Genomic DNA, 15,330 nt, shown 5'->3' with positions numbered 1-15,330 from the left:
GGCTACTTCTTGGCGATCAGGCCGTCGACGATCGTGTTGAACTCGGCGGTCCCGAACGAGACGTACTCGGCCAGGTTGGCGTAGTCCAGCGAGGCCAGCACCGACTTCTCCAGCTGGATGTTCATCAGGCGCTTGGTGGCCTCGACCGCCTGCTGCGGCAGTTCGATGATCTTCTTCGCACACGCGATCGCTTCCGAGACCGGATCGGCGACAACGTGATTGGCCAGTCCCAGCTCCACCGCACGCTGCGCCTTGATCCGCACGCCGGTCAAGGCGAACTCCTTGGCCTGCAGCAGGCTGATCTGCGATCCCCACACCAGCGGTCCGCCGTCTGCGGCGACCAGGCCGATCGACACGTGCGGGTCGGAGAAGAACGCGTTCTCGGCGATGTAGACGACATCGGACAACGCGGCCAGGCTGCAGCCCAGCCCCACAGCGGGGCCGTTGACGGCGGCGACCAAGGGGATCCGGCAGCGGACCATGCCGATGACCAGATCGCGGCCGTGCTTGATGGTCTTCTTGCGCAGCGCCTCGTTCGTGCGGATCTCGTCGAGGTAATTGAAGTCGCCACCGGCCGAGAATGCCCGTCCCGCACCGGTGATGACGGCAGCACGCGCATCCGCGTCCTCGCTGAGCGCGTCGAACAGACGCGACAACCCGCTGTGCAGATTGTCGTTGACCGCGTTGAGTTCATCGGGGCGATTGAGCGTGATGATGCGCAGCGGACCGTCGGCCGTGACGTCGATTTCGTCTGGCATTCCGTACATTTAGACTCCTAGTCCCAAGATGCGTCCCGCAATGATGTTCTTCTGAATCTGTGACGTGCCGCCCATGACACTCTGGGCACGGCTGTACAGGTAGGCGCCGAACAGCTCTTCGTCGTCGGTGCCCACGGTGGCCAGTGCGGCATGGCCGACGGACTGCTCGGTCCAGGTCATCAACAGTTTGTCCAGCGAGCCGTCCGGGCCGTGCTTGATGCCGTCAAGCTGCTCGGAGAGTCGCCTACGCACGTGCAGGCGCAACATCTCGGTCTGCACCCAGGCCCAGGACAGCTCGTCGGGGGCCGGGCCGTCGACCCGGGACGCCATCTGGCGCACGAGTTTTCCGTATCGCGCCGAGAAGCCCAGCGTCGACGGCTCGCGCTCGTGGCTCACCACCGTCATGGCCAGTTTCCAGCCGTCGCCGGGCGCGCCGACCATGTTCGCGGCCGGAACGCGGGCGCCGTCGAACTCGACCTGGCCGAACTCCTTGGTGACGCCGCTGATCATCTTCAGTGGCCGCTGCACGATCCCCGGCTGATGCATCGTGACGATGAACGCCGAAATGCCCTTGTGTTTGGGCACATCCTTGTCGGTGCGGGCCAGCACCAGGCACCAGTCGGCGCAATCGGAGTAGCTGGTCCAGATCTTGTGGCCGTTGATCACGTACTCGTCGCCGTCGCGGGTCGCGGTCGTGGTCAGTGAGGCCAGGTCCGAGCCGGCGCCGGGCTCTGAAAAGCCCTGGCACCAGCGCTCGGTGCCGTTGATCATGCCCGGCAGGAAGCGCTGCGCCAGTTCTTCGCTGCCATGGTGGCGCAGGCCGACCACCAGATAGCCCAGGCTCGGCCGGGCCGGTGCGCCGGCCTTGGCGATCTCCTCGTCGACGATCACGTCGAAAACGGTCGGTAAGCCCTGGCCACCATACTCTTTCGGCCACGAGGTGCCGAAGAAGCCGGCTTCATAGAGGGCCTGGTGCCACTCACCCGCTTTGGCCCAGTACGCATCGCCCGATGTCGGGAATTTGCCCTTCTGTTCTTTCAGCCAGCCGCTCAACCGCTCCCGGAAGGCGGCCTCGTCCGGCGAATCACGAAAGTCCAATGGTCAACTCCTCCAACTTGACTGGCCAGGCCTCCGTGGCCACCAGCACCCGACGCAGATAGATGTGGGCAAGGCACTCCCAGGTGTTGCCGATACCGCCGTGCACCTGGATGGACATCTCGCACACCGCCAGCGCGGACCGTGCGCAATAGATCTTGGCCACCTTCGCCGCCTCGACGGCCTCGACACCGGGCAGTTCGTCGACCGCCCACGCGGCATGGCGAAGCACGCTGACCGACCCCTCGATGAGCGCCAGGCCCTCGGCGAGCAGGTGCGCTACGGCCTGATACGAGCCGATGGCCGAGCCGTACTGCTCGCGCACCTTCGCGTATTCGGTTGCCAGCGTGTGAGTTCCACGCGCCGCACCCACCAGATCGGCCGTCGTCACCGCCAGCGCGAGCGCATACCAGCGCTGCGCGTCCTCGGCGGTCAGCTCCCCCATCGTTTCGGGGTTACCGGAAACCGCCGCGGTGACCCTGGTCAGATCGGCGGCATCGCGGGCGTCACCGACACCGACCGACTCCACGGTGGTTCCCGCCAGTCGCAGCGCCGCCCCGACACCGTCAGCGTCGATGACCGCATCGCCGACGGCGATGCTTGCCGGAAGCGGGTCGGTGCCGAGCAGGCGGTACAGGTCGTCGGCGAGCACCGGACCGAGGAACGGGACGTCGACCAAACCGCGGGCGAATTCCTCGGCGACCAAGGCGACTTCGACACCGCTGGCGCCGTCGGAGCGCAACGACCGCCAGCCCGTCGCATTCACGGTCTTGGCCAGCCGCGCCCGCCGTGACTCGTCGTCCAGGTCCGCAACGGACCCGGGGCCGAAGTCGTCGGCCAGCTTGGCCGCAGCGTCGCGCAGCTGTTGCTGCTCACTGGTCAGACGTACATCCATACTGCTCCTTGAGAACTCGCCGCAGCGCCTTACCCGATGGCAGGCGTGGGATTTCGGGCACGAACACGATGTCACGGGGGCGCTTGTAGGACGCCAACTTCTCGGCGATCAGCGCGTCCAGCTCCTCGGCACCGACCGGCTCGGCCGTGGCCACCGCAGCGATCACCGCCTCGCCGTCTTTCTCGTCGGGCACCCCGAAGACCGCACAGTCGGCCACCGCGGGATGCCCATGCAGAACCGACTCGATCTCGACCGGGGCGACCTGGAACCCCCGCACCTTGATCATTTCCTTGAGCCGGTCGGTGATTCGCAGCCAACCGTCGTCGAGGTAACCGATGTCGCCGGTGCGATACCAGTCGTCAGTGAACGCACCGGCGGTGGCGTCGGTGGGCAGATACCCGGCCATCGCCGAGTCGGAGTACACCTGGATCTCCCCGGTCTCGCCCGCCCCGACCGGCTCGCCCGTCTCCGTGGACACGATGCGCACCTGGGGAATCGGCCGGCCGACGGTGTCCAGCCGGGCCTCGTTGCGCGGGCAGCACGCGATGACCGGCACCTCGCTGGTGCCGTACGCCGAGATCCAGCCGACGCCGGTGCGCCGCGTCACCTCGTCCGCGACGCTGGCGGTGACCGGTGTGGCGCACCACATGATGTAGCGCAGCGACGACAGGTCGAACGACTCCAGCTTTGGATGTGAGGCGATCGCCAGTGCGATTGGGGCAACGGCCATTTCGACGGTGATGCGGTCGTCCTGGATGGTGTGCAGCATTGTGTCGATGTCGAACCTGCGGTGCAGCCGCATCCAGGCGCCGGCGTCGAGCACGGTGAGGATATTGAGCAGGCCGAGGATGTGCGACGGTGGTGTGACGATCTGCATGCGGTCCACGGCAGTCAGGCCCAGCGCTTGGCGCCAATGCCGCACTCCCGCGCTCAGCGAGCGATGAGTGTGCCGCACCGCCTTGGGCATTCCCGTGGTGCCCGAGCTGAAGACCAGTACCGCGTCGGCGTCAGGATCCGGCTCCCACGGTGCCGGATCCAGCGGCAGGATCGGCTCGTCGAGGCTCAGCATCGGCATCGCATCCGCCAGCACCGGGTTGTCGCCGACGGCGTGATCGGCTGCCGCAATCTCCAGGGCGTGGCCGACATCGGCGGACTTCCAGCTGGGGCTGATCAACACCGCCGAAGCGCCCAGGCGCCAGATGGCCAGCACCGCGAAGACGAACTCCGGCCGGTTCGATGACATCACCGCGACCCGCTGTCCGGCCTGCACCCCGCGGCGCGCCAGAGTGTCGGCCAACCCGGCGGAACATGCATCGACCTGCGATCGTGTGTAGATGCGGTCCTCAAAGGCAAGCACTCGCACGTCGCTCACGGCGCGGTCCGCTCGCACATGGTCAGTGACAATCCCATCGACAGGTCGGTAAGCCGAGAACATACTATCGCCAGTAGAGAATTGTATTCTCATCTGGGTAGAATGATAGTGCTCAAAACGCGAGGAGAGAAGTAGATGGCCACGGCGACCATCACGCTGGACGGCAAGACCGTGACGGTGCCCGTCAATGAGGGCGACACCATCCTGGAAAGCGCCCGCCGGGCCGGCATGAGCCCGCCCTACAGCTGCGAGGCCGGCAACTGCGGCACGTGTATCGCGACTGTCACCGACGGCTCGGTGAAGATGCGGGTCAACGAGGTGCTCGACGAGGGCGAGGTCGACGACGGGCTCGTGCTCACCTGCCAGGGCGTGCCCGAAACCGACGTGACGCTGAGCTACGACGACTGAAATTCGTCGAGGGCCGGTGGCGGCCGGTAGTCGGGTTGATACCCCACCACCCGCACCGGACTACCGACCAGTCGGTACTCCCCCGCCGTCACGGTGACTTCCGGCGTCGCCTCGAGGGCGTCGGGTAGCGATCGCACGGCGGCAGCCGGAATACCCAAGGGACGCAACCGGGCCTCCCAGCCCACCGCGGTATCGGCGGACAGCGCGGCAGTCACGATCGCGAGCACCTCGTCGCGGTTCGCCGACCGTTCAGCCATCGTCGGGAAGCCCTCGATACCGGCCTCGGCGGCGAAGGTCTTCCAGAATCCGTCGTGGGTGACGAACAGCGCCAGGTACCCGTCCGCGGTCGGAAACAGTTGGGCCGGAACATAAAACGAATGGGCGCCGAACGGATGCCGGCGCGGATGTACCCCGTCGTTGAGGTACGCCGAGGCCCGGTAGTTCAGCTGCGAGAACATCACGTCGCGCAGTGACACGTCGACCTGCCCGCCCTCGCCGGAGACGATCATCGCGAGAAGTCCCAGCGCAGCGGTCAATCCGGTGGAGTTGTCGGCTGACGAGTAGCCCGGCAGGGTGGGCGGGGCCTCGGGGTCGCCGGTCATCGCGGCCACTCCGGTCGCCGCCTGGATCACGTAGTCGAACGCCGGATCGTCGCCGCCGTCGAGCCCGTACCCGGTCAGAGCGACGCACACGATCTTGTCGTTGTGCGCTCGCAGCGCATCGTAGGTCAGGCCGAAGCGCTTGATCACCGAGGGCTTCATATTGACCAGCAGCGCATCGGATTCCGCGACCAGCTCGGCCAGCCGCCGCTGTCCGGCGTCGGATGCCAGGTCCAGGCACACGCTGCGCTTGTTGCGGTTCAGGCTGGCGAAGTAGCTGTCGGAGACCTGACGGGAGATCTCCCCACCGGGCGGCTCGATCTTGATCACCTGCGCGCCGAGGTCGGCGAGCAGCATCGTGGCGTACGGACCGGCCAGCATGGTGCCGACTTCGAGGATACGAACGCCCGCGAGCGGAGCCTTCATCGCACTTGGTCGACGAGCTGGGAAATCACCTCGCGGGTCCGGTATTTCGACGCCACCAGCTCATCGCGGGTCTCGCCGATCGGCAGCAACCGCACCGACAGATCGGTCACACCCGCGTCGGCGAACTGTTTGAACCGCTTGAGGATTGACTCTTCATCGCCGGCCGCGCAGAGGTCACCGACATCGCGGGCGTCACCGCGATCCAACAGCTTCTGATAATTGGGCGACGTCTCGGCCTCGGCCAGAATGCGATTGGCCCGTTCCTTGGCCGCGTCGATCTCGGAATTGGCGCACAAGGTGACCGGGATACCGGCGACGATGCGCGGCGCGGGCTTGCCGGCCTCGGCGGCCGCCTTGTTGATCTTGGGAGCGATGTGCTCGCCGATGGCCTTCTCGTCGGCCATCCAGAGCGTGGTGCCGTCGGCATGCTCACCGGCGATCTGCAGCATCACCGGGCCCAGTGCGGCCACCAGTACCGGCATCTTCGTCTCGGCCCCAAGTGCGGTCGGGTTGTGGACGGTGAAGCTGTCGTTCTCGACGTCGACCGGACCGGGCCCGGAGATCGCCGCGTTGAAGACCTGCAGATAGTCACGGGTGTAGGCAGCCGGCTTGTCGTAGGGAAGGCCGAGCATGTCCCGGATGATCCAGTGATGCGACGGGCCGACGCCGAGCGCCAGCCGCCCGTTGGAGATGGCATGCACCGAAAGGGCTTGGCGGGCAAGCGCAATAGGATGCTGTGCCTGCAGCGGTACCACGGCGGTACCGAGTTCGATGCGCGTGCTGTGCGACGCCATCAAGGCGACCATGCTCAGCAGATCGAAGTCATCGGGCACCTGCGGCATCCACGCGGTGCACAGTCCCGCCGCATCGGCCCACTCGATATCGGCGATCAGCTTCTTCACCTTGCGGGCCATGTCGCCCCGCTCGGCACCGATCATCACACCAAGACGCATCTACTCGGCCACCTGTTCTGAGGTCAGCGCACGGACATCGCGCACAAGCGTGTCCAGCGACGTCCCGGTCGGAAATACCGCGGCCGCACCCACTTCCATGAGTTTGGGCACGTCACTCAGCGGAATGGTGCCACCGACGATGACGGCAATGTCGCCGGCATCGGCAGCGCGCAACGCGTCGACGGTGCGCTGGGTCAGCGCAAGATGGGCACCCGACAGGATCGAAAGCCCCACGACGGCAACGTCTTCCTGCAGGGCGATCGACACGATGTCCTCAATGCGTTGCCGGATGCCGGTGAAGATGACCTCGAAGCCGGCGTCGCGCAGGGCACGGGCGACGATCTTGGCGCCGCGATCATGTCCGTCGAGGCCGGGCTTGGCAACGAGGATGCGGGCGCTCACTAGAAAACCACCGGCTGCTGGAACTCGCCCCACACCGACTTCAGCGTGGAGACCATCTCCCCCACGGTGCAATACGCGTTGGCACAGTCGATCAGCTTGTGCATCAGATTGTCGTCACCTTCCGCCGAACGGGCCAGTGCGGCAAGCGCTTCCTTCACGGCAACGCCGTCGCGCTCCGCCTTGACCTTCGCGAGCCGTTTGAGTTGCTTGTCGCGGCCTTCGGCGTCCAACTCGTAGGTCGCGAGGTCCGGCGCGGGCTCGTCGACGACGAACTTGTTGACGCCGACGACTGGCCGCTCACCGGATTCGACCTCTTGGTGGATCTTGTACGCCTCGTCGGCGATCAGACCCTGCAGGTAGCCGTCCTCGATAGAGGCCACCATGCCGCCGTGGGCTTCCAGATCGGCCATGATCTCGATGATGCGTTCCTCGGTCGCGTCGGTGAGTGCCTCCACGAAATAGGAGCCGCCGAGCGGATCGGCCACCCGGGCGACTCCGGTCTCGTAGGCCAGGATCTGCTGGGTGCGTAGCGCGAGCGTCGCGGACTCCTCACTGGGCAGCGCGAACGGCTCGTCCCAGGCGGCGGTGAACATCGACTGCACGCCGCCGAGCACCGAGGCCAGCGCCTCGTAGGCCACCCGAACCAGGTTGTTCTGCGCCTGCGGGGCGTACAGCGACGCGCCACCGGACACACAGCCGAAGCGGAACATCGAGGCCTTGTCGGTCTCCGCACCGTAGCGCTCTCGCACGATGGTGGCCCAACGGCGCCGTCCCGCACGGTATTTGGCGATCTCCTCGAAGAAGTCGCCGTGGGTGTAGAAGAAGAACGAGATCTGCGGGGCGAACTTGTCGATCGTCATCCGGCCGCGCTCGACCACGGTGTCGCAGTAGGTGACACCGTCGGCGAGAGTGAACGCCATCTCCTGGACCGCGTTGGCGCCGGCGTCGCGGAAGTGCGCGCCCGCCACCGAAATCGCGTTGAAGCGCGGCACTTCGGCGGCGCAGAACTCGATGGTGTCGGCGATCAGTCGCAGCGACGGCGTCGGCGGCCAGATCCATGTCCCGCGCGACGCGTACTCCTTGAGGATGTCGTTCTGGATGGTGCCGGTGAGCTTCTCGCGCGGCACGCCCTTCTTCTCCGCGGCCGCGACGTAGAACGCCAGCAGGATCGCCGCGGTGCCGTTGATCGTGAAGCTGGTGCTGATCTTGTCCAGCGGGATGCTGTCGAACAGGATCTCGGCATCAGCCAAGGTGTCGACCGCGACGCCGACCCGCCCGACCTCTTCGCCGTACTCCGGGTCGTCGGAGTCGTAGCCGCACTGCGTCGGCAGGTCCAGAGCGACCGACAACCCGGTGCCGCCCTGCTCGAGCAGGTAGCGGTAGCGGCTGTTCGACTCCTCGGCGGTTCCGAAGCCGGAATACTGGCGGAAGGTCCACAGCCGTCCGCGGTATCCGCTTTCGAAGTTGCCCCGGGTGAACGGGAATGCACCCGGAGCGGGAGGATCGCCACTGCGGTCGGCCGGTCCATATACCGGCTCCAGTGGGATTCCCGACGACGTTTGGGCTTGGTGGTCCATCGCTGGATACCGTACTTGCAGTTTAAGAGAATGCCAATACCGCTTTGGGCAAGTCGTGTGCAGTTTCGGCGGAAGTCGCTGGTGACGCCCCCCTAGGAGCGGAGCCGCCCGGACAGCCGGTGCGCCGCCTCGAGCAACAGGGTCCCCAGTTCGTGCCTGCGGTCGGCCTTGAACCGCGTTTCGACGCCCGTGAGGCTCAAGGCCCAGGACGGTCGGCCGTTCTGGTCGAACACCGCCGCGCCGATCCCCCAGCTCCCTTCCACGATCAAGGCCGGATTCACCGCGTAACCGGTGATCCGGGTCGCCTCGATCCTGGCCCGGATCGATTCTTCGCTGTGATCGGCGCCCCAGTCCGCCGCCGGGCGGGCACGGGAGAAGTAGTCGTCGACCTCTCCGGCGGGCAGGTGGCTCAGGATGGCCAGCCCGGCCGAGGCGACACCGAGGGGGAACCGAATGCCCTCGCGCAGGACGTGCGAGCGCAACGGGAAGCTGCCCTCCACGGACAGGATGCAGACGGTCTCGTCGCCGCGGCGTGCGGACAGAAACGCACTCTCGCCGGTCTCGGCGGCGAGCCGGTTCACCACGTCCCGAGCCTGTCCGCTGACGTCGTACCGGTTGGCCGCGACCGCACCCAGCAGATACATCTCCGGACCCAACGTCCAGCGGCCGCTCCTGGCGTCGCGATCGACCAACCCCACCTCGGCCAGCGAGGTGAGCAGCCGGTGTGCGGTAGGGCGGGCCAGGCCTGCGACCTTTCCCAACTCGGTGGTGGACGCGCCCGCGGGCTCGGCGGCACTGACCGCACCCAGCAGCGCGGCGACCCGCGCGACCACGGGCGATCGATCCGGGCGGGCGGTCACAAGAGGCGATCCTAGGCGTTCATCAGATGGACACTGGCGCGATCGGCTATCGCACTGCGAACATCTTCGCGCCGGATTGCCGTGAGTGGTTGACTGCTCAGAGCACTACTTGTTGAGTAGATACCCACCAAAAGTGTGCGTTTACAGAGTGGACGCCCCCTGGCTTTGGGAAGGGACGATGACTTCGAAGGTGTATGAGTCGGCCGCCAGCGCGGTCGCCGATATCCCGAGCGGCGCCAGGTTGGCCGTCGGCGGGTTCGGCCTGTGTGGGATTCCCGACAAGCTGATCCAGGCGCTGCTCGACGCGGGCGTGACCGATCTGGAGGTGTTCTCCAACAACTGCGGCGTCGACGACTACGGGCTGGGAATTCTGCTGTCCGACAGGCGTATCCGCCGCATCACCGCGTCATATGTCGGGGAGAACAAGGAATTCGCCAGGCAATACCTCGCCGGTGAGCTCGAGGTCGAACTGACCCCGCAGGGCACCCTGGCCGAGCGGCTTCGCGCCGGTGGCGCCGGGATCCCCGCCTTCTACACCCCGGCCGGCGTCGGCAGCGTGGTCTCCGACGGTGGGCTGCCCTGGCGCTACGCCGAGGATGGCTCGGTGGCAATCGCCTCGCCCCCCAAGGAAACCCGCGTGTTCGGCGAGAAGCGCTACGTCCTCGAAGAATCGATCAATGCAGACTTCGCGCTCGTGCACGCCCTGCGCGGCGACACCGACGGCAACCTGGTCTTCAACCGCTCGGCGATGAACTTCAACCCGTTGTGCGCGATGGCAGGCCGCATCGCCATCGCCCAGGTCGAGGAGCTCGTCGAGCCGGGCGAGATCGACCCGGCGACGGTGCATCTGCCGGGTGTGTTCATCTCGCGCATCGTGCACACCGGAACCCAAGACAAACGCATCGAGAAGCGAACCGTCCGCTCGGCACAGGAAGCGAACTGATGACTGACGCAGCAGCCCCGGCAGGGTGGACCCGCGACCAGATGGCGGCCCGCGCCGCGGCGGAGATGATCGACGGCGAATACGTCAACCTCGGCATCGGGTTGCCCACGCTGATCCCGAACTACCTGGGCGCCGATGTGCGCGTGACGCTGCACTCGGAGAACGGGATCCTGGGCACCGGGCCCTACCCCACCGAAGATGCGGTCGACGCCGATCTGATCAACGCTGGCAAGGAGACCGTCACCGTGAATGCCGGTGCGGCGTTCTTCGATTCGGCACTGTCGTTCGGGATGATCCGCGGTGGCCACATCGACACCGCGGTGCTCGGCGGCATGGAGGTGTCGGCGACCGGCGACCTCGCCAATTGGATGGTGCCCGGAAAGATGGTCAAGGGCATGGGCGGCGCGATGGACCTGGTGCACGGGGCGGCCCGGGTGATCGTGCTGATGGAACACACCGACCGCGCAGGCAACCCCAAGATCGTGAAGCAGTGCTCACTGCCGCTCACCGGCGTCGGCGTCGTCGACCGCATCATCACCAACCTCGGCATCATCGACGTCGTCGGTGACGGCACGCTGGTGCTGCGTGAGGTGGCTCCGGGCGTCAGCGCCGATGACGTCATCGCGGCCACCGAACCGGAGCTGACCGTCGAGCTCGCCGGCTAGGCGATCAGAAGCCGGAGAGGATCACCGCGTTGGTGTTGGCGGCGGCCTGGCGCAGCTCGCGCGCGGCCTTGTAGGCGTCCGAGTCGTACCACGCGTGCGCGGCTTCGACCGATTCGAACTCCAGCACCACGGTCTGGTGGCCGTGCCAGTTGCCTTCTAGCACTTGCGGATTGGCGTCGACGGCAACGACTTTGACGCCACCCATCGCGGCACCCGCGGCTTTGCCGTAGGCCTTCATGCCCTCCGGGTCATGAATTTCTTCGGTCAAGATGACATACCCCTTGGCCATGCCGTTCCTCTCGTGTGAGAATCAGGTTCTCGTATTTCGAGTGACAGGTTTCCACGCCACTAGGGGTAAATGCAATGACCAATGTCGACGCTGACACGGGTGTGCTCGCCGGCGAGCAGCGGATGCTCATCGACGGCGAACTGCGGTTCACCGACTCCGGGGCGACGTTCGACGTCGTCCACCCGGCCTCCGAGGAGGTCGTCGGTCAGGCCACCGACGGCACCGTCACCGATATCGAGCGGGCCACCGCCGCTGCGCGGCGGGCATTCGATACAACCGACTGGTCGCGCGATCTGGACTTCCGCTACCACTGCCTCAACCAGCTGCACGAAGCGCTGACCGAGGAGCAGGAACGGCTGCGGCGCATCGTGATCACCGAGGTCGGGTGTCCGGTCTCGGTCAGCGGCTCCCAGATCGAGAGCCCGATCGCCGAGGTGAAGCACTGGGCCGAGCACGGCAAGAACTTCGACTACCTGGTGGACACCGGGATCCACGAGACCCAGATGGGCCCGGCGCGGCGCAAGATTCAGTACGACCCGGTGGGCGTCGTCGGCGCGATCACGCCGTGGAACGTCCCGTTCTACCTCAACATCGCCGAGACGATCCCGGCGCTGATGGCCGGCAACACCGTGGTGCTCAAGCCGGCACAGCTGACGCCGTGGTCGGGCACCGAGCTCGGCCGGATCATCGCCGAGAAGACCGACATCCCGGCCGGGGTGTTCAACGTCGTCACCTCCAACGCGAACGAGGTGGGCGCGGCCCTGTCCGCCGATCCGCGGGTGGACATGATCACCTTCACCGGTTCCACCGCCACCGGCCGGGCGATCGTGGCCGCCGGCGCCTCGACGGTCAAGAAGACCCTGCTCGAGCTCGGCGGCAAGTCGACGCACATCGTCTGCGACGACGCGGATTTCAACGCGTGCCTACCGATGGCGGCGATGTTCGCCTGCGTGATGTCCGGTCAGAGCTGCATCCTGAGCAGCCGAGTCCTGTTGCCGCGCAGCCGTTATGACGAAGGTCTGGAAATCCTCAAGACCATGATGGCGAACTTCCCGGTCGGCGACCCGTGGACCCCTGGCAACCTGCAGGGCCCGCAGATCAGTGCCGCGCAGCGCGAGAAAACCCTCGGCTTGATCCAATCGGGTATCGCCGACGGCGCCCGGCTGATCACCGGCGGCGGCATCCCGGAGAACCTGCCGACGGGGTATTACGTGCAGCCGACCCTGCTCGCCGACGTCGACCCCACGTCGGAGATCGCCCAGACCGAGATCTTCGGTCCGGTGATCACCGTGACGCCCTACGACACCGACGACGAGGCCGTCGAGATCTCCAACAACACCATCTACGGCCTGTCCGGCGATGTCACCAGCGGGGACGACGAGCGCGCGCTCAACATCGCGCTGCGGCTGCGCACCGGCAGCGTCACCACCAACGGCCACTCGTTCTTCGGGATCACCAGCCCGTTCGGCGGCACCAAGCAGAGCGGGCTCGGCCACCGCAATGGTGACGAGGGCTACCGGGAGTACCTGAACATGAAGACGATCGGCGTGCGGCCTTAGGAGTTCGTTCAGTCAGACCTGAGAGCGAGATTTCGACGAAATCGTCGCTCTCAGTTCTGACTCAACGCGCAATCACTGGGGCAGTTGATTGACGGCGAATTCCGCGTCAGGCGAAACACATGACAGCACCGTCGGCAGTGTCATCGCGTTGCCGGTGTAGCAGGTGAAACCGAGGACGTCCTGGTACTTCTCGCCCTGGAAGTCGAAGCCGCCGACAACCTGATAGGCCTGGTCGCAGCTGAGCCGGCCGTTGAGGATGTCGATCTGCTGCGGGCCCCGGGCCTCACACTGCTGTTGCAGCGGCTCGGCCGAGGCCACCCCGATCGGGAGAGCGGCCAGTGCAATCACGAGCGCGGCTTGCGGGATCATTCGACTAAGGCGCATGCCACCCATCATGACTCAACGTCACGTGCTCACGCCCCAGATCGCCTATGGCCGCAACCCCCATCAACAGCAGCGTCTGCCTGATCTCGGCACCCAGGATGTCCAGTACGGCCCTGACCCCGGCCTCACCCCCGACGGCAAGGCCGTAGAGGAACGGCCGCCCGATCAGCACCGCGTCGGCACCCAGTGCCAGGGCGGTGACCACATCGGTGCCACACCGGATTCCGCCGTCCAGCAGAACCGACGCCCGGTCGCCGACGGCATCGGCGATGGCGGGCAAGGCATCCAGTGACGGAGTCGCCGCATTGAGCTGTCGCCCACCGTGATTGGAGACCACCACCCCGGTCGCGCCCACGTCGTCGACCGCGCGAACGGCGTCGGCGGGATCCAGGATGCCCTTGACCACAAAGGGTCCGTCCCAGCGGTCACGTAATGACGCCACGTCCCGCCAGCTGATGTCCGGGCGGATCTGGCGGCTGTGCAGAGCCACCGATTCCACCGCTCCCGCCGCGCCGCGGACCTCGGTGATGCTGCGCATCGTCATCCGGCGATACCTCAGCAGCCCGTACCACCACCGGGGCCGGATCGCCGCGTCGGCGATGCGGCGCGGAGTGAGGATCGGCGGGTGCCCCATCCCGGTGCGTCGTTCCCCGATCCGGTTGCCCTGCACCGGAACATCGACGGTGACGACCGCTGTCCGGTAGCCGCAGTCGCGGGCACGGTCGAGCATCGAATCCATGAACGACGAACCGGGTACGGCGCGGTCACCCCACGGATACAGCTGGAACCAGTGATCGGCGTCGGTGCCGTGGGCCACCTCTTCGATCGAATACGACGACGCCGTGCTCAAGATCAGTCGGGTACCGGCACGCTCGGCAGCGCGAGCGCCGGCCAGCTCACCCGACCAGTGCGCCAGGCCTGCCAATCCGGTGGGCGCCAACAACACCGGCAGGTCCAGGCGTTCACCACCCAGCGTCACCGACGTATCGACAGTCGCGTTGCCCGCCAGAACGCGTTGCCGCAAAACCCATTTCAAGAATGCGTCCCGATTGGCACGCAGCGTGCGCTCGTCCTCGGCGCCGCCGTCGAGATAGGCCCACACCATCTTCGGCAGCGCACGCAGCGCCGCCTGCCGATAATCGTCGACACACACCAGCGGCCGCGCCGTGCGCAGCCGGTAGGAGAACGCCGGACTCATTTGATGGCGATCGGGGTGGTCGGCGACCCGACCGCATTGCTGATGTGCAGCGGAGGCGCCACGAACAGGAAGCTCCACCGTCCGTCTGCGGCGCAGTCCTCGGCGAGTGACTCCAGGTCGAGGATCTCGGCCAGCGGCATGCCCATATCGCGAATCAGCACGCAGTGCAACGGCATGATCGCGCCGTCGATCCCGCTGGGCATGACCTCGATACCCCAGTTGTCCGAACCGACCGCCGCCACACCGCGCCGATGAAGCCAACCGGCGCAGTCCAGATTCAGGCCCGGTTCGCCGCTCATCCAGCCGTCCCGCCCGTGCGCCAAAAAGCGTGTCCGCCAGCCGGTCCGGACCAGAAGGAAGTCGGCCTCCCCGACCGTGACCCCCTGCGCGGCTTCGGCCGCCTCCAGATCGCCAGGTGTGATGGGGGTTCCGGACTCCAGCCAATCGACGCCGTGCAGCCTGGCGATGTCCAGCAGCACGCCGCGGCCGGTGATCCGGTCGGTCATCGCGTCGACCGCGAGCTTGCGCGCACCGAACCGGGTAGTGACGTCGTCTGCTGAATAGCCGTTGTACAGTTTCCCGTCATAACCGATGTGCGACAAGCCATCCCATTGGGTGCCAGACTGCAACGGCATGATGATCCAGTCGTCGGAGACCTGCAGCCCGTGCGGGTCCCAGTCCTGCGGCTGCATTGACATCAGGTGTACGGGGTTGAGCCGACCGCCCATTCCGCTCTGCGGTCCGTCCTTGCCGACAGCGATGCTCAGCTGAAAGACCTTGCCGCTGGCGACTTCGGCGGCGGCCGCTCGCACATGTTGCGGGCCCACCAGGTTCAAGGTGCCGAGCTGGTCCTCAGGACCCCATCGGCCCCAGTTGGACAGTTCGGCTCCGAGGTCCTTGAAGTTAGCGGTCACGCGTTACACAATTGCATACGTTTGTAAGTTCTG

General features: G+C 66.4%; 17 protein-coding genes. 4 read left to right on the top strand and 13 right to left on the bottom strand.

Features of this window, described 5'->3' with window-relative positions:
• Positions 1-2: 2 nt before the first annotated feature.
• Genes EV580_RS29840 through EV580_RS29825 form a run of 4 tightly spaced genes read right to left on the bottom strand, consistent with a single transcriptional unit; the run spans position 3 to position 4,120 of the window.
• Positions 3-767: an enoyl-CoA hydratase/isomerase family protein gene (locus EV580_RS29840; protein WP_133696202.1), complete on the bottom strand. Its 765-nt coding sequence runs from the start codon at positions 765-767 to the stop codon at positions 3-5.
• Positions 768-1,856: an acyl-CoA dehydrogenase family protein gene (locus EV580_RS29835; protein ID WP_133696200.1), complete on the bottom strand. Its 1,089-nt coding sequence runs from the start codon at positions 1,854-1,856 to the stop codon at positions 768-770. It abuts the gene before it with no gap.
• Positions 1,843-2,748 carry an acyl-CoA dehydrogenase family protein gene (locus tag EV580_RS29830; RefSeq protein ID WP_133696198.1) on the bottom strand — a complete coding sequence of 302 codons (906 nt, stop codon included), beginning with the start codon at positions 2,746-2,748 and terminating at the stop codon, positions 1,843-1,845. The genes EV580_RS29835 and EV580_RS29830 overlap by 14 nt, the downstream gene beginning before the upstream one ends.
• The gene (locus EV580_RS29825; protein WP_133696196.1) at positions 2,726-4,120 is read right to left on the bottom strand and encodes a class I adenylate-forming enzyme family protein; all 1,395 of its coding nucleotides are present in this window, start codon (positions 4,118-4,120) and stop codon (positions 2,726-2,728) included. The genes EV580_RS29830 and EV580_RS29825 overlap by 23 nt, the downstream gene beginning before the upstream one ends.
• Positions 4,121-4,255: 135 nt before the next feature.
• On the opposite strand from EV580_RS29825, the gene EV580_RS29820 reads away from it, so the two are divergent.
• Entirely contained in the window at positions 4,256-4,528 is a 273-nt protein-coding gene (locus tag EV580_RS29820) for a 2Fe-2S iron-sulfur cluster-binding protein (RefSeq protein ID WP_133696194.1), read from the top strand.
• On the opposite strand, the gene EV580_RS29815 is transcribed toward EV580_RS29820, so the two are convergent.
• From EV580_RS29815 to EV580_RS29795, 5 genes are all read right to left on the bottom strand, one after another.
• A complete protein-coding gene (locus EV580_RS29815) occupies positions 4,516-5,553 on the bottom strand; it encodes a CaiB/BaiF CoA transferase family protein (RefSeq protein WP_133696193.1) in 1,038 nt (345 codons plus the stop codon). The genes EV580_RS29820 and EV580_RS29815 overlap by 13 nt on opposite strands.
• A complete protein-coding gene (locus EV580_RS29810) occupies positions 5,550-6,506 on the bottom strand; it encodes an LLM class F420-dependent oxidoreductase (RefSeq protein ID WP_133696191.1) in 957 nt (318 codons plus the stop codon). Before EV580_RS29810 ends, EV580_RS29815 begins: the two co-directional genes overlap by 4 nt.
• Positions 6,507-6,908: a cobalamin B12-binding domain-containing protein gene (locus EV580_RS29805; protein ID WP_133696190.1), complete on the bottom strand. Its 402-nt coding sequence runs from the start codon at positions 6,906-6,908 to the stop codon at positions 6,507-6,509. It abuts the gene before it with no gap.
• Complete coding sequence (locus EV580_RS29800) at positions 6,908-8,485, bottom strand: methylmalonyl-CoA mutase family protein (protein ID WP_133696188.1); 1,578 nt, start codon at positions 8,483-8,485, stop codon at positions 6,908-6,910. The genes EV580_RS29805 and EV580_RS29800 overlap by 1 nt, the downstream gene beginning before the upstream one ends.
• 92 nt (positions 8,486-8,577) lie before the next feature.
• Entirely contained in the window at positions 8,578-9,345 is a 768-nt protein-coding gene (locus tag EV580_RS29795; protein ID WP_133696187.1) for an IclR family transcriptional regulator, read from the bottom strand.
• Positions 9,346-9,523: 178 nt separating this feature from the next.
• Between EV580_RS29795 and EV580_RS29790 the strand changes: the two genes are divergently transcribed.
• Both EV580_RS29790 and EV580_RS29785 read left to right on the top strand, forming a co-directional pair.
• A complete protein-coding gene (locus EV580_RS29790; RefSeq protein WP_133696185.1) occupies positions 9,524-10,288 on the top strand; it encodes a CoA transferase subunit A in 765 nt (254 codons plus the stop codon).
• Positions 10,288-10,953 carry a 3-oxoacid CoA-transferase subunit B gene (locus EV580_RS29785; protein WP_133696183.1) on the top strand — a complete coding sequence of 222 codons (666 nt, stop codon included), beginning with the start codon at positions 10,288-10,290 and terminating at the stop codon, positions 10,951-10,953. Before EV580_RS29790 ends, EV580_RS29785 begins: the two co-directional genes overlap by 1 nt.
• A gap of 4 nt (positions 10,954-10,957) precedes the next feature.
• Here the strand turns inward: EV580_RS29785 and EV580_RS29780 are convergent, their stop codons facing one another.
• Complete coding sequence (locus EV580_RS29780) at positions 10,958-11,242, bottom strand: DUF1330 domain-containing protein (protein ID WP_133696182.1); 285 nt, start codon at positions 11,240-11,242, stop codon at positions 10,958-10,960.
• A 74-nt stretch (positions 11,243-11,316) separates the two neighbouring features.
• Here EV580_RS29780 and EV580_RS29775 point away from each other — a divergent pair, with 74 nt between their 5' ends.
• Positions 11,317-12,801, top strand: a complete 1,485-nt coding sequence (locus EV580_RS29775) for an aldehyde dehydrogenase family protein (protein WP_133696180.1) — start codon at positions 11,317-11,319, stop codon at positions 12,799-12,801.
• Positions 12,802-12,873: 72 nt separating this feature from the next.
• Here EV580_RS29775 and EV580_RS29770 read toward each other — a convergent pair whose 3' ends face one another.
• From EV580_RS29770 to EV580_RS29760, 3 genes are read right to left on the bottom strand one after another with little or no spacing between them, the layout of a single operon-like run.
• Entirely contained in the window at positions 12,874-13,185 is a 312-nt protein-coding gene (locus tag EV580_RS29770) for a hypothetical protein (protein WP_133696178.1), read from the bottom strand.
• Complete coding sequence (locus EV580_RS29765; RefSeq protein WP_133696177.1) at positions 13,175-14,383, bottom strand: alpha-hydroxy acid oxidase; 1,209 nt, start codon at positions 14,381-14,383, stop codon at positions 13,175-13,177. Before EV580_RS29765 ends, EV580_RS29770 begins: the two co-directional genes overlap by 11 nt.
• Complete coding sequence (locus tag EV580_RS29760) at positions 14,380-15,297, bottom strand: cyclase family protein (protein ID WP_133696175.1); 918 nt, start codon at positions 15,295-15,297, stop codon at positions 14,380-14,382. The genes EV580_RS29765 and EV580_RS29760 overlap by 4 nt, the downstream gene beginning before the upstream one ends.
• Positions 15,298-15,330 lie beyond the last annotated feature (33 nt).

It is taken from the genome of Mycobacterium sp. BK086, assembly GCA_004362315.1.
GTDB lineage: Bacteria > Actinomycetota > Actinomycetes > Mycobacteriales > Mycobacteriaceae > Mycobacterium.
This window is presented reverse-complemented; position numbering and strand designations above follow the sequence as displayed.

What these genes read in the sequence shown, in the direction of transcription:
- EV580_RS29810 (WP_133696191.1), bottom strand. Translation starts at nt 6,506, where the DNA reads ATGCGTCTTGGTGTGATGATCGGTGCCGAGCGGGGCGACATGGCCCGC.
- EV580_RS29820 (WP_133696194.1), top strand. Translation starts at nt 4,256, where the DNA reads ATGGCCACGGCGACCATCACGCTGGACGGCAAGACCGTGACGGTGCCC.
- EV580_RS29815 (WP_133696193.1), bottom strand. Translation starts at nt 5,553, where the DNA reads ATGAAGGCTCCGCTCGCGGGCGTTCGTATCCTCGAAGTCGGCACCATG.
- EV580_RS29785 (WP_133696183.1), top strand. Translation starts at nt 10,288, where the DNA reads ATGACTGACGCAGCAGCCCCGGCAGGGTGGACCCGCGACCAGATGGCG.
- EV580_RS29765 (WP_133696177.1), bottom strand. Translation starts at nt 14,383, where the DNA reads ATGAGTCCGGCGTTCTCCTACCGGCTGCGCACGGCGCGGCCGCTGGTG.
- EV580_RS29800 (WP_133696188.1), bottom strand. Translation starts at nt 8,485, where the DNA reads ATGGACCACCAAGCCCAAACGTCGTCGGGAATCCCACTGGAGCCGGTA.
- EV580_RS29830 (WP_133696198.1), bottom strand. Translation starts at nt 2,748, where the DNA reads ATGGATGTACGTCTGACCAGTGAGCAGCAACAGCTGCGCGACGCTGCG.
- EV580_RS29840 (WP_133696202.1), bottom strand. Translation starts at nt 767, where the DNA reads ATGTACGGAATGCCAGACGAAATCGACGTCACGGCCGACGGTCCGCTG.
- EV580_RS29790 (WP_133696185.1), top strand. Translation starts at nt 9,524, where the DNA reads ATGACTTCGAAGGTGTATGAGTCGGCCGCCAGCGCGGTCGCCGATATC.
- EV580_RS29775 (WP_133696180.1), top strand. Translation starts at nt 11,317, where the DNA reads ATGACCAATGTCGACGCTGACACGGGTGTGCTCGCCGGCGAGCAGCGG.
- EV580_RS29780 (WP_133696182.1), bottom strand. Translation starts at nt 11,242, where the DNA reads ATGGCCAAGGGGTATGTCATCTTGACCGAAGAAATTCATGACCCGGAG.
- EV580_RS29770 (WP_133696178.1), bottom strand. Translation starts at nt 13,185, where the DNA reads ATGCGCCTTAGTCGAATGATCCCGCAAGCCGCGCTCGTGATTGCACTG.